The sequence below is a fragment of the Pseudomonas sp. UTLPPB19802 genome (assembly GCF_059730225.1).
In genome coordinates, this window is record NZ_AP048545.1 from 1284867 (window position 1) to 1297740 (window position 12874).

Genomic DNA, 12874 nt, shown 5'->3' on the forward strand with positions numbered 1-12874 from the left:
GTCTGACTCATTACATGCAGTACTGGCGGCCTGGGTCGCCAGTCGAGGAACCGGCATGAAAGGCTTTATCGCCCTTGCTTCACTGGCACTGCTTGGCGGTTGCGCCGCCTTCAACCTGCCTTCGTCGACATCGACGACGGATAACTGGACCCGCTGGGTCTGCGACAGCCAGACCGAAGTGCTCTGGCGTTATGCCGATAGCCAGCAGGCGGTCGACGTGCGTATTGGCGGTGGTGACCAGGTGTATCGCCTGAAGCCGGAAGTCGGTGCCGTCGACAGCGGCGTGCTGTACAGCGACAACATGTTGGCGTTTCACAAAAAGGGTGACGAAGGCCTGGTTTACTGGGTCGCCACCAACGATTTGATCGGTCGGGCCTGCAAGGCACCCTGACCGGTAACAGCTTGATCCGCAATCACTTGAATAGCAGCCGCCGCTCCGGCAGGCTTGCACGATTAACGACCCTCGACCGGGAGAGACACACACAATGGCACTTATCAGCATGCGCCAGATGCTGGACCACGCAGCCGAATACGGCTACGGCGTTCCAGCCTTCAACGTCAACAACCTTGAGCAGATGCGCGCCATCATGGAAGCCGCTGACAAGACTGACTCCCCGGTGATCGTCCAGGCTTCGGCCGGTGCCCGCAAATACGCTGGCGCACCGTTCCTGCGCCACCTGATCCTGGCGGCCATCGAAGAGTTCCCGCACATCCCGGTGTGCATGCACCAGGATCACGGCACCAGCCCTGACGTCTGCCAGCGCTCCATCCAGCTGGGCTTCAGCTCGGTCATGATGGACGGCTCCCTCGGTGAGGACGGCAAGACCCCGACCGACTACGAGTACAACGTCCGCGTCACCCAGCAGACCGTGGCCATGGCCCACGCCTGTGGCGTTTCCGTGGAAGGCGAGCTGGGTTGCCTGGGTTCGCTGGAAACCGGCATGGCCGGTGAAGAAGACGGTATCGGCGCCGAAGGCGTGCTGGATCACAGCCAGATGCTGACCGATCCGGAAGAGGCTGCCGACTTCGTCAAGAAAACCCAGGTCGACGCATTGGCCATCGCCATCGGTACCAGCCACGGTGCCTACAAGTTCACCAAGCCGCCTACCGGTGACGTGCTGGCGATCGATCGCATCAAGGAAATCCACAAGCGCATCCCCAATACCCATCTGGTGATGCACGGTTCGTCCTCGGTGCCGCAGGAATGGCTGGCGATCATCAACCAGTACGGCGGCGACATCAAGGAAACCTACGGCGTGCCGGTCGAGGAGATCGTCGAGGGCATCAAGCACGGCGTGCGCAAGGTCAACATCGACACCGACCTGCGCCTGGCATCCACCGGTGCGATGCGTCGCCTGATGGCCACCAATCCGAGCGAGTTCGACCCGCGCAAATTCTTCGGTGCCACCGTGACCGCGATGCGTGACGTCTGTATTGCCCGTTACGAAGCCTTCGGTACCGCCGGCAATGCCTCGAAGATCAAGCCGATCTCCCTGGAAGCGATGTTCCAGCGCTACTTGAAAGGTGAGCTGAACGCCAAGGTCAACTAAGGCCCGGCGCTCTGAAAGAACCCGTCGAAAGACGGGTTTTTTTATGCATGCTCAACGCTTTCCGGAAAGTCGAGACGGTCGTCCAGGGAGTTTGTCTACTGTCAGAGATGATAGGTTTATAGATGACTTATCTATAATAGGCTGGTGCGTTGATTGTTTTGCCGTGGCTGTTTTATATAGCGTTAAAGGAACTAGGGGGTAGTGATAAAAGATATAGCTTACTGTCATTTATGACAGTGGTGTAACAGAGCGAAAATGCTCCACGCTGAAGGTTCATACATTCAGCTGAGGCATGGACCATGAGTGATGAGGATGAAAGCGATCCGAACTATCTGAAGTACTTCAAGATCAGGCAGAAAATCAGTGTGACCAGGCGAGTGGCGGGGACGGAGCCGGCTTGCGAGCGCGGCGAGCTGTGCAGTGTCGACTGGAGCAGCCGAATAATCGTCTACTGCGCGGAAACCGGTATCTACCGAACAGTGAGGTTCGACGAAATCGAGCAGATCGACCCCATCGCCAGGTACCGAAAGTTCTCGCTCTTCCATTCTTGAACGATGGGCACTTTTTTCACATGCGATCGATGATGTGGCATGAATTGAAAACGGTCATTTCCGACAGCGCATGGTTGGCTGTTGTCTTCCTATCCGGCCAATAGCTCCCTGGTGAACGTGGAGCCATTGGCCGGCGCGCCAGGTGAGTGCTTCCTCAGCCTTTCTCGTGGTCGATATCCAACTTGTAGAACGTCACCATCCCGCCTTCGCTGGTGTATCCGGTGTTGTCCTGCACATAGACCCCGGCCTTGAAATACAGCGGCTTGTCACGCCAACTGGCGCTGACCTGGGTATTCCACGCCGCGTCTGCGGCGCGCACGCTCAAGTAACCACCGCGGCTGAGATGAATGACATAGGTGAAGCTCTTGTCCAGGGGAACTTCGTCGGCGATCTGGATAACGCGGCTTTCCTTGTCATCAGGGTGATTGCGGATCTTCACCACGATGATTCCGGTCTTGCGGCTGTCTTTGTACTGGTACTCGACCTTGAGCATCGGCTGGGTGCTGTTATAGGCGTGGATCTGGCCGATGACGATCTTGCCCGAGGACGGTACCTGGTTCACCGCCAGGGTTGCGCGCAGGTAGTTGTTGGACTCGCCGTACAGCCAGTTGCGCAGGCGCCCGTCCGGGTAGGTTTCGCGCAGTTCACTGCGCGGATAGATGGCGTTTTCGGTCTTGGAGCCTGTTACCGGCGACCAGAAGAACAGGGTGCCGGTATCCGAATGAAAGTATTGGTCCTTGAAGCCTTGTACCAGTTTTTGCGTATCGATGGTGGCCGGCGGGGTGCCGACGGGGACGCTGAGGTTCCAGGTCGTCAGGTCGATCATGATCGTCTTTCCGTGAAAAACTTAAGACTCGCGGAAGCGTGGGCGTGGTCCGTAAAATCGGACAGATCGCTTTGGCCTGCACTTTTGCGGGCTCTTTATAAGGGTTGAAAGATAGTTTGTTAACGCTGATCCGGCGAACGGTTGACGTCAATTACCCGACGAAATGCGCGGGCCCCGACTACTGGAGGTTTCCCCGAATAACCGTTAGTCGGATTGGCAGGGTGCTAGTACGTTTTATGGCCTTTTGATTTCATCTACCGTTAGTCGGGAGAGGGAGGGTTGGCCTAGATGATGGCGTAATGATTACTACGCTTCGCGAAAACTCGGGCTAGAGTTGATTTGGAAATAAGTCCGGTTCCGTCTGATATCGGTGGAGTCCCTTGAACCTATAGAGATGCAGCATGGATTGCGCTCAACTTAAGGCTGGTGATAGCAGTTCTGTCCTTTTGGTGGTCGACGACTATCCTGAAAACCTGATCAGCATGCGGGCCCTGTTGGAACGGCAGGACTGGCAGGTGGTGACGGCGGCGTCCGGTATCGAAGCCCTGACATTACTGCTCGAACATGAAATCGACCTGGTGCTGCTGGATGTGCAGATGCCTGGCATGGACGGCTTCGAAGTCGCCCGTCTGATGCGTGGCAGCCAGCGTACGCGGCTGACCCCGATCATCTTCCTCACTGCGAACGAGCAGTCCCAGGATGCGGTGATCAAGGGCTATGCCAGTGGTGCGGTGGACTATCTGTTCAAACCGTTCAACCCGGATATCCTCAAGCCGAAGATCCAGGCGCTGCTCGAACAGCAGCGCAATCGCCGGATGTTGCAGCGCCTGACCCGCGACCTGGAGGCCGCTCGGGCCTTCAATGCCTCGGTGCTGGAGAATGCGGCCGAAGGCATCCTGGTGCTCAACGACGATGGCAGCATCCGCTTCGCCAACCCGGCAATTTCCCGCCTGCTGGCGGCGCCGCTGGAGATGCTGATCGGCATGCCGTTTCTGCACTTCATGCAGACCCCGCATTTCACCGAATGGCTGACCTCGCCGTTCTACGAAAGCTATTGCAAGGGTGAAATCAGCCGGCTGCACGACGCCCTGTTGCGTACCAGCACCGGCGAGCCGCTGCCGGTGGCGATGTCGTTCGCGCCCCTGCCAAGCGACCAGAAGGCCATGGTGGTGACCGTGCTCGACATGTCGGTGGTGCGTCACCTGCATGAGCAACTGGAGTTCCAGGCGGTGACCGATCCGCTGACCGGCCTGCTCAACCGCCGGGGTTTCTACCAGACGGCGGAAAACACCCTGCTGCGCAGCGACCATACCCACAAGTCGATGGTCTTGATGTACCTGGACCTCGACGGCTTCAAGCGGGTCAATGACTCGCTAGGGCACGATGCCGGCGACCGCGTGCTGCGCTGGGTCTCCGAACAGTTGAAGGCCTGCCTCAAACCTTTCGATATCCTGGCGCGCATGGGCGGTGACGAGTTCACCACTCTGCTGGAGCTGGAGCGCCCCGAGCAGGCGGCAAAGGTGGCGGAAAAGCTGATCGAACGCGTGTCGATCCGCCAGCAGATCGATGGCATGGACATGACCCTCGGGGTCAGCATCGGGATCGCCATCTACCCCGACTGCGGTGCCGATCTGGATGGCCTGCTGCGCGCGGCGGACATCGCCATGTACGAGGCCAAGCGCGCCGGTCGCCAGCAGTATCGCTACTACGACCATGAAATGAATGGCCGGGCCCGCTCGCGGCTGATGCTGGAGGAAAGTGTCCGCTCGGCTATCGAAAGCCGCGAGTTCAAGATGGTCTACCAACCGCAGGTGTCGCTTGAGGATGGTCATCTGCGCGGTTTCGAGGCGCTATTGCGTTGGCATCACCCCAGCGTCGGCGATGTTCCGCCGGGCTTGTTCCTGCCACTGCTGGAAGAGGTTCGCCTGATCAGCCGCCTGGGCAGTTGGATCTACCGTCAGGCAGCGACCCAGCGCCACGCCTGGAACGGCGTGTTCGCCGATGAGCTGGTATTGAGTGTGAGCCTCAGCGCCACGCAGTTCTGCATGCCGAACCTGGTCGACGAACTGCAGGAGGTGATCGAGCGGCACGACCTGCGCCCCAGCCAGCTGGAGGTTGAAATTACCGAAGCGGCGTTGATGCAGGACTTCGAGGCCTCGCGCAAGCAACTGCGACGGGTGCGTGCCCTGGGTGTGCGGGTGGCCCTGGATGACTTCGGTTCCGGGCATTGCTCGCTGAACCATCTGCGCGATCTGGAGTTGGACACGCTCAAGCTCGACCGCCACCTGATCGCGAGGCTGCTCGATTCACCACGCGATGCCGCGCTGGCGCGCAGCGTCATCGAGTTGTGCGAGCAGTTCGGGCTGCTGGTGATTGCCGAGGGCGTCGAAACCCTGGAGCAGGCGCAGTGGCTACGGGCCAATGGTTGCCCCTTCGTCCAGGGCTTCCTGGTCGCCCGGCCGTTGATAGCCAGGGATGCCACCGGGTTCGACAAGACCTTCGACTGGAGCGCGCTGCTGGGCTGATTTGGTTAAACTGGCAGCCTTTCCCGATGCCCGTGACAGCCCCCATGACTGTGCTGAAATACCTCCAGGCCTATCCTGCGTCCTTACAGGAGCAGGTGCGCCAGATGATCGCCCAGGACCGGCTGGGTGACTACCTGAGCCAGCGTTACCCCGGCCGGCATGCGGTGCAGAGCGACAAGGCCCTGTACGGCTACGTCCTCGACCTGAAGCAGGAACACCTGCGCAACGCGCCGGCCATCGACAAGGTGCTGTTCGATAATCGCCTGGACCTGACCCACCGTGCCCTCGGCCTGCACACCGCGATCTCGCGGGTCCAGGGTGGCAAGCTCAAGGCCAAGAAGGAGATCCGCATCGCTTCGCTGTTTCGCGAGGCCGCTCCGGAATTTCTCCGCATGATCGTGGTGCACGAACTGGCGCATCTCAAGGAAAGCGACCACAACAAGGCGTTCTACCAGTTGTGCGAGTATATGCAGCCGGGGTACCACCAACTGGAGTTCGACCTGCGGGTCTACCTGACCTGGCGGGATCTGCAAGGCAAGGCCGCCGTGGCCGATTGAGCGATCGACAAGGATTCTTCGATGGACATCAGCAAGACCAAGAGCAGTTTCTATCGCCGCCTGTACGTGGCCTGGCTGATCGACAGCGGAGCGGCCAACAGCGTCCCGGCGCTGACCGAAGTGACCGGCATGCCCCGGCGCACGGCCCAGGACACCATCATGGCGTTGGCCGACCTGGATATTCATTGTGAATTCGAACAGCAGGAGGGCGCCCGCAACCATGCCGGGAGTTACCGGATTCATGACTGGGGCGCGATCGACAAGCGCTGGATCGAGGGCAATCTGTCGTCTATCAAGCAGGTGCTGGGCTACCCTTGAGGCGTTTCAGCCCCTGCGCATGCCGATGTGCGGGATATCGTCTTCCAGGTACTGCTCGCCCACGACGACGAAACCGTAGCGACCATAATAGCCCTGCAGGTGCGCTTGGGCCGACAGGTAGATCGGCAGTCCTGGCCACTGTTTCTCGGCCTGCTTGAGCGCTTCGCCCATCAGCTCATGACCCAGGCCCAGCCCGCGGGCGTCCGGGGCGATGACCACCCGGCCGATCACCACGTCGCCACCCTGGGAAACCGGATCGAGCAGGCGCAGATAGGCCGCCAGTCGGTCATCGCGCCAGCCCATCAGGTGGCAAGTGTCGCCTTCGAGGTCGCGGCCGTCGACTTCCAGGTAGGGGCATTGCTGCTCGACCACGAAGACCTCGGTGCGCAGTTGCAGGATGGCGTACAACTGCTCCTTGCCCAGGTCGCTGTGGTGCTTGCAGATCCAGTCGATGTTCATGTCTTTCACTCTGATTCGGATATCCGCTATCGATACTAGGCGGCTTGTGCCTGGTCGCCAAGCCGGTGAACACTGCACCGCATTAGAGGCGCATTGTCCGGCCCCGTCATCCTTGTGTAATCTGCCGACAGGGTTTTGTCCGGGCGTGAATGAGCTACTGTTAGGAACGGGGAGATGGCCAGTTGCTCTCTCCCGGCCCCTCAGCCTTTTCGCTTTACTCTGCAGGGCAAACCAGCCCGCTAAGGATCGTTGGCATGTCGCGACTGCATCGAGCGTTTGCCTTGCTTGGATTGCTGTTGTTCGCACAGGGCGTAGCCGCGGAAAAACTGCGCCTGGTGGCTGACTCCTGGCCGCCGTTTACCGATGCGACGCTGGTCAATGGCGGCCTGGCGACGGATATCGTCAGTACGGCCCTGGCCCGTGCCGGTTATGCCAGCGAGTTCGAGCAGGTACCTTGGGCGCGCGCGCTCAAGGGCGTTGGTGAAGGCCGTTATGACGTGCTGATCAATGCCTGGTACAGCCAGGACAGGACGCTGCTGGGGCAGTTTTCGGAGCCGTTCCTGATGAACAGGATCATGTTTCTCAGGCACAGGGGATCGTCGATCACTTACGACAATCTGCAGCAATTGCATGAGTATCCGATTGCAGTGGTACGCGATTATGCCTATTTCCCCGAGTTCGAGGCGGATCGGCAGCTACAGAAGGTGCCGGTGCACAACTTTGCGATGGCCGTACGCATGCTGGCGGCGGAGCGGGTGAAGTTGACGCTGGAGGATGAGTATGTGGCGCGGTATTACCTCAGCCGGGAGTCGCCCATGGTGCGCGATGCGGTGGAATTCTTGCCCAAGCCGCTTTCGGAGAACGGGTTGCATATTCTGGTCAGCCTGCAGAATCCGGAGCATGCGCAGATTGTGGCGGGGTTTGATCGGGCGATTGCGGCGATGAAGGCTGACGGGAGTTATCAGCGATTGCTCAGGTTGCATGGGATGTGACGGGGGGTCGATCCGTTTGCGCGTTTGGGTGATGTTGCGATAGAGCTTCGCGGGCAAGCCCTGCTCCTACAGAGTTTTTGTCGTTTGCAGGTTCTGTATACGACGCAACCTTGTAGGAGCAGGGCTTGCCCGCGAAGCTTTTGACGGCCTCAAGGGCATTCCTATACCGGGAGCTGTTCTTCCGGGCCCTTGATCAGGTGGGCGGCCAGGGTCCGCAGGGGGCCCAGTTGGCGGCAGATCAGGGCCAGTTGGGTCTGGACCAGACGCTGGATTTCGTCGATTTCGTCGGGCATCTGTTCCAGTTCGCTGGCCAAGGCTTCTTCTGCATCGCTCTGGACCTCGATGGCGGTCTTGTTCGCCAGGCCCGTGGCGATCTGTTCGATGCTGGCGGCCAGCGTCGCGCCGACACCATTGATCAGGTATTCGCGGACTTCCGCCGGTAGCTGGTTCTCACGGTGGGCACCGAGCCCCGAGAGGTAGCTGAGCAGGGTGTGCGACAGCACCAGGAAGCGGAAGCCAACGTCGGCTTCCTTACGGAAGTGCCCCGGTTCCATCAGCATGTTCGCCAACGTCGTCGACAGCGCGGCGTCGGCGTTGTGGGCGTTGCGCCGGGCCAGGCGGTAGGCGAGGTCGTCGCTCTTGCCCTGGCCGTATTGCTGCATCACCTGGCGCAGGTACAGGCTGTTGCAGCTCAGGGTGTTGGCCAGCACCTTGTTCAGGCGCCGCCCCTGCCAGTCCGGCAGGAACAGGAACACCGCGAGACCCGCGATCAGGCTGCCCAGCAGGGTATCGAACAGGCGTGGCAGGAACAGCCCGTAGCCGTCACCCACCTGGTTGAAGCAGAACAGCACCATCAGGGTCATGGCCGCCGTCGCCAGGGTGTAGCGGGTGGTGCGGTTGATGAAGAACACCAGGCCGGCGGCGATGGTGAAGAACGCCTGGATCAACGGGCTGGGGAACAGGTCGAACAGTGCCCAGGCCGCCGTCAGGCCGAAGGCGGTACCGATGATCCGCTGGCCAAGCTTGCGCCGGGTGGCGCCGTAGTTCGGCTGGCAGACGAACAGGGTGGTGAGGATGATCCAGTAGCCCTGGGACGGGTGCACCAGGTGCACCATGCCGTAGCCGATGCTCAGGGCCAGGGGCAGGCGCAAGGCGTGGCGAAACAGCAGCGAGGTCGGCGTCAGTTGCGTGCGCAGGCGGGTCAGCACGTCCTTGAAGTTGCGTGGCGAGCGGTCCAGCAGGCTGCTGTCGGTGGCGTCGGCCAGGCTGTCGGGGTTGCTCGCGGCGCTGAGCAGCCGGTCGAGGGTGCTGAGGTTGGCCGCCAGCGCCCGCAGCGAACGTAACAGGCCGCGCCAGGCCGGGTTGCTCTGGATGCGCAGGTGTTCCATCGAGGCATTCAGGTCAGCCAGGGCTTCGGCGAAGCTGGCGTCATAGACGAACGGCTGGCGCAACTGGATCGACGCCGCCAGCGCCCGGCAGGCCTTGCCCTGCTGGCGCAACAGGCGCTGGCAGCGGAACAGCACGTCGCTGTGGAAGAAGGCTTCGGCCAGGGCGTTGTACGGATAATGCGAGGAACTGGCGCGCTCGTGGATGTCCTGGGCGAGGAAATACAGCTTCAGGTAGCGGCTGACCTTCGAGCCCGGCCGACCGTTGCCGACCCGGTGCAGGATGATTTCCTTGGCGGTGTTCAGGGCCGCGACCACCCGACCGTTCTGCTGGGCCAGTTCCAGTCGCCGTGCTTCCACGTCCATCTGGCGGATCGGTTCGAACAACGAAGACTTGAGCTTGAGGTAGTAGCCCAGTTCGCGGAACAGCTTGGCCAGGCTCTGCTGCACCGGCTGGTTGGAGAACATCGCCTGCCACAGCACCGAAAGTACGCCGTACCAGCCGGCGCCAGCCACCAGCAGCAGGGGCTCGTGCCAGAGGTTGGTGACCTCGCCGCCGCGCTGGTCCACGCCGATCATGGTGTAGACCGAGAGAATCAGGGTCGCCGAGGCAATCGCGCCATAGCGCTCGCCCAGCGCGCCGAGCATGGTCAGACCGAAGGCCGCCAGGGCCATGGCGCAGACGAATATCAGTGGGTAGGGGAACAGCAATTCGACCGAGAACGCGGCGACGCTGAAACACACCAGGGTCACCGCCAGCGCATTGAGGCGGCCCTGCCAGCTGTCGTCGGTTTCGGCCAGCGCACAGGCGATAACCCCGAGGAACAGCGGGATCAGAAGCTTCATTTCGTTCTGGAACCAGCACAGGGTCATGATGCCGGTCAGGGCGATGAAGACCCGGACGCTATAGCTGAATTTATCCAGGGCCCAGAGGCGACGCAGGGACTGATTGAACGAGGTCGATGCCATGAAGGTGTGAGGGCCTGCCAAGCGGTTGATCTGTAATAGCTTATAGACGGGTGGCAATACAATGACGCCACATCGAAACAAAGCAAAATTTGTTCCCGAAGGATCAGAAAGGCCTACAGATCAATAGTCAGACAAACTGCGCAGCTGCGTAGCCCGAGGCCCAGGCCCACTGGAAGTTGAACCCGCCCAGGTGGCCGCTGACGTCCAGCACCTCACCGACAAAATACAGCCCCGGACTCTTCAGCGACTCCATGGTCTTGGACGACACCTCGCGGGTATCGACCCCGCCCAAGGTGACCTCGGCGGTGCGATAACCCTCGGTTCCTGCCGGAATCACTTGCCAGTCACCGAGCTTTTGCGCGACCTCGGCCAGTTCCGACGGGGTGTACTGCTTCATCGGCTTGGAGACGAACCAGTGTTCGGCCAGCAGGTTGGCCATCTTCTTGGTGAAAATCTCGCCCAGCAAGGTCTTCAGTTCGCTGTTGGGGCGCTCGGCTTGCTGCTGTTGCAGCCATTGCAGGGCATCGTGGTCTGGCAGCAGGTTGATATGCACGGTATCGCCAGGCTGCCAGAACGAGGACACCTGCAGGATCGCCGGGCCGCTGAGGCCGCGGTGGGTGAACAGGATATTTTCCCGGAAGCCCTGGTCGTTGCAGCTCACCAGGCAGTCGACCGAGGTCCCCGACAGTTCCGTGCACAGCGCCTTGAGTTGATCGGTAATGGTAAATGGCACCAGGCCTGCACGAGTCGGTAACACCTGGTGACCGAACTGCCGGGCGATCTGGTAGCCGAAACCGGTGGCACCGAGGGTCGGGATCGACAGCCCGCCAGTGGCGACCACCAGCGACTGGCAGGTGATCGGGCCAAGGCTGGTCTGCAGCAGGTAGCCGTTTTCCAGTTTCTCGATCTGCTGGACCGAGGTGTCCAGGTGCAGGCTGACGCCGGCCTGGTCGCACTCGTCCAGGAGCATGCCGAGGATGTCGCTGGACTTGTTGTCGCAGAACAGCTGGCCGAGTTTTTTCTCGTGATAGGGCACGCCGTGCTTGGCCACCATCGCGATGAAATCCCACTGGGTATAGCGGGCCAGCGCCGATTTGCAGAAATGCGGGTTCTGCGAGAGGAAGTTGCCAGGCTCGGTGTACATATTGGTGAAGTTGCAGCGCCCGCCACCGGACATCAGGATCTTCTTCCCGGCCTTGTTGGCGTGGTCGAGCAACTGCACCTGGCGCCCACGGGCAGCAGCGCTGAACGCGCACATCAGGCCGGCGGCACCGGCGCCGATGATTACAACTTCAGTAGAGCGCACAACGCGTTCCTCAATCGATATCTGGCTGAAAGGTCTTTTTCCTGTGGGAGACTCCGGCGGGTATCAGAGAATCCGCACGCGCAGCGAACGGCCCTTGATCTTGCCGCTGTTGAGGCGTTGCAGGGCCTGCTTGGCGACCCCGCGCTCCACCGCGACATAGGCCTGGAAATCGAAAATCGCGATCTTGCCGACCTGGGCTCCGGGAATCCCGGCATCGCCGGTCAGTGCGCCGAGGATGTCGCCCGGACGTACCTTGTCCTTGCGCCCGGCCGCGATGCACAAGGTGCTCATGGCCGGCAGCAGCGGGCCGCCGCCCTTGGCCTTGAGGCTGTCGAGCTGCTCCCAGAGCAGTGGCGCCTTCTGCAATTCCTCGATCGCCCGGGCGCGATGGGCCTCGGATGGCGCCACCAGGCTGACCGCAATCCCTTTTTCTCCAGCCCGGCCGGTACGACCGACACGGTGAATGTGGATTTCGGCGTCGCGGGCCAGTTCGACGTTGATCACCATGTCCAGGGCATCGATATCCAGGCCGCGGGCGGCGACGTCGGTAGCCACCAGTACCGAGGTGCTGCGGTTGGCGAACATCGCCAGGACCTGGTCGCGGTCACGCTGTTCAAGGTCGCCGTGCAGGCCGACGGCGGATACACCCTTGGCGCTGAGCAGGTCGACGGTTTCCTGCACCTGCTGCTTGGTGAAGCAGAACGCCACGCACGACTGCGGGCGATAGTGGTTGAGCACCTTCACCACCGCATCGAGGCGTTCCTGCGGGGCCACTTCGAAGAAGCGCTGCTCGATCTGGCCGTCGGTATGGAGGGTCTCGACCTTGACCTGCTGCGGGTCGCGCATGAACTTCGCCGACAGTTGCTTGATGCCGGCCGGGTAGGTGGCGGAGAACAGCAGGGTCTGCCGGCGCTCCGGCGTCTGGGTGATGATCGCCTCGATCGCGTCGTAGAAACCCATGTCGAGCATGCGGTCGGCTTCGTCGAGTACCAGGGTGTTCAGGCCGCGCAAAACCAGCGTGCCCTTGTCCAGGTGCTGCTGGATACGTCCCGGGGTGCCGACGATGATGTGTGCGCCGTGTTCCAGCGAAGCGATCTGCGGGCCGAAGGGCACGCCGCCGCACAGGGTCAGCACCTTGATGTTGTCTTCGGCGCGGGCCAGGCGGCGGATTTCCTTGGCGACCTGGTCGGCCAGCTCGCGGGTGGGGCAGATCACCAGGGCCTGGCAACCGAAGAAACGCGGGTTGATCGGGTTGAGCAGGCCGATGCCGAAGGCCGCGGTCTTGCCGCTGCCGGTCTTGGCCTGGGCGATCAGGTCCATGCCCTTGAGCATCACCGGCAGGCTCTGCGCCTGGATCGGCGTCATCTGGGCATAACCGAGGGACTCCAGGTTAGCCAGCATGGCGGCGGACAGGGGCAACGAGTTGAAAGCAGTGG

The 12874-nt window shown here is 61.3% G+C and carries 12 protein-coding genes; 7 read left to right on the forward strand and 5 right to left on the reverse strand.

Features of this window, described 5'->3' with window-relative positions; translation table 11 throughout:
- The first annotated feature begins 55 nt into the window (after positions 1-55).
- The 3 genes from AC6I6U_RS05805 (at position 56) to AC6I6U_RS05815 (ending at position 2101) form a co-directional block, all read left to right on the forward strand.
- Positions 56-391: an MliC family protein gene (locus AC6I6U_RS05805; protein ID WP_497881081.1), complete on the forward strand. Its 336-nt coding sequence runs from the start codon at positions 56-58 to the stop codon at positions 389-391.
- A 94-nt stretch (positions 392-485) separates the two neighbouring features.
- Entirely contained in the window at positions 486-1550 is a 1065-nt protein-coding gene (gene fba / locus AC6I6U_RS05810; RefSeq protein WP_010444835.1) for a class II fructose-bisphosphate aldolase, read from the forward strand.
- 299 nt (positions 1551-1849) lie between these two features.
- On the forward strand, positions 1850-2101 hold the full coding sequence (locus AC6I6U_RS05815) for a hypothetical protein (protein ID WP_497881082.1): 252 nt from the start codon (positions 1850-1852) through the stop codon (positions 2099-2101).
- A 154-nt stretch (positions 2102-2255) separates the two neighbouring features.
- Here the strand turns inward: AC6I6U_RS05815 and AC6I6U_RS05820 are convergent, their stop codons facing one another.
- Positions 2256-2927 (reverse strand): polysaccharide lyase family 7 protein, encoded by a 672-nt coding sequence (locus tag AC6I6U_RS05820; protein ID WP_497881083.1) that lies wholly within the window; start codon positions 2925-2927, stop codon positions 2256-2258.
- 401 nt (positions 2928-3328) lie between these two features.
- Here AC6I6U_RS05820 and AC6I6U_RS05825 point away from each other — a divergent pair, with 401 nt between their 5' ends.
- Genes AC6I6U_RS05825 through AC6I6U_RS05835 form a run of 3 tightly spaced genes read left to right on the forward strand, consistent with a single transcriptional unit; the run spans position 3329 to position 6327 of the window.
- A complete protein-coding gene (locus tag AC6I6U_RS05825; RefSeq protein WP_497881084.1) occupies positions 3329-5452 on the forward strand; it encodes a putative bifunctional diguanylate cyclase/phosphodiesterase in 2124 nt (707 codons plus the stop codon).
- A gap of 44 nt (positions 5453-5496) precedes the next feature.
- On the forward strand, positions 5497-6009 hold the full coding sequence (locus AC6I6U_RS05830) for a M48 metallopeptidase family protein (RefSeq protein WP_497881085.1): 513 nt from the start codon (positions 5497-5499) through the stop codon (positions 6007-6009).
- A 21-nt stretch (positions 6010-6030) separates the two neighbouring features.
- The gene (locus tag AC6I6U_RS05835) at positions 6031-6327 is read left to right on the forward strand and encodes a winged helix-turn-helix domain-containing protein (protein WP_497881086.1); all 297 of its coding nucleotides are present in this window, start codon (positions 6031-6033) and stop codon (positions 6325-6327) included.
- Positions 6328-6333: 6 nt separating this feature from the next.
- Here the strand turns inward: AC6I6U_RS05835 and AC6I6U_RS05840 are convergent, their stop codons facing one another.
- Positions 6334-6786 (reverse strand): GNAT family N-acetyltransferase, encoded by a 453-nt coding sequence (locus AC6I6U_RS05840; protein ID WP_497881087.1) that lies wholly within the window; start codon positions 6784-6786, stop codon positions 6334-6336.
- Positions 6787-7040: 254 nt separating this feature from the next.
- On the opposite strand from AC6I6U_RS05840, the gene AC6I6U_RS05845 reads away from it, so the two are divergent.
- Positions 7041-7778 (forward strand): substrate-binding periplasmic protein, encoded by a 738-nt coding sequence (locus tag AC6I6U_RS05845; RefSeq protein ID WP_497881088.1) that lies wholly within the window; start codon positions 7041-7043, stop codon positions 7776-7778.
- A 161-nt stretch (positions 7779-7939) separates the two neighbouring features.
- On the opposite strand, the gene yccS is transcribed toward AC6I6U_RS05845, so the two are convergent.
- The 3 genes from yccS to dbpA all read right to left on the reverse strand — a co-directional run bounded on the left by yccS (position 7940) and on the right by dbpA (position 12839).
- Entirely contained in the window at positions 7940-10132 is a 2193-nt protein-coding gene (gene yccS / locus AC6I6U_RS05850) for a YccS family putative transporter (RefSeq protein ID WP_497881089.1), read from the reverse strand.
- Positions 10133-10259: 127 nt separating this feature from the next.
- Positions 10260-11438, reverse strand: a complete 1179-nt coding sequence (locus AC6I6U_RS05855; protein WP_497881090.1) for a BaiN/RdsA family NAD(P)/FAD-dependent oxidoreductase — start codon at positions 11436-11438, stop codon at positions 10260-10262.
- 63 nt (positions 11439-11501) lie between these two features.
- Positions 11502-12839 (reverse strand): ATP-dependent RNA helicase DbpA, encoded by a 1338-nt coding sequence (gene dbpA, locus AC6I6U_RS05860; protein WP_497882992.1) that lies wholly within the window; start codon positions 12837-12839, stop codon positions 11502-11504.
- Positions 12840-12874 lie beyond the last annotated feature (35 nt).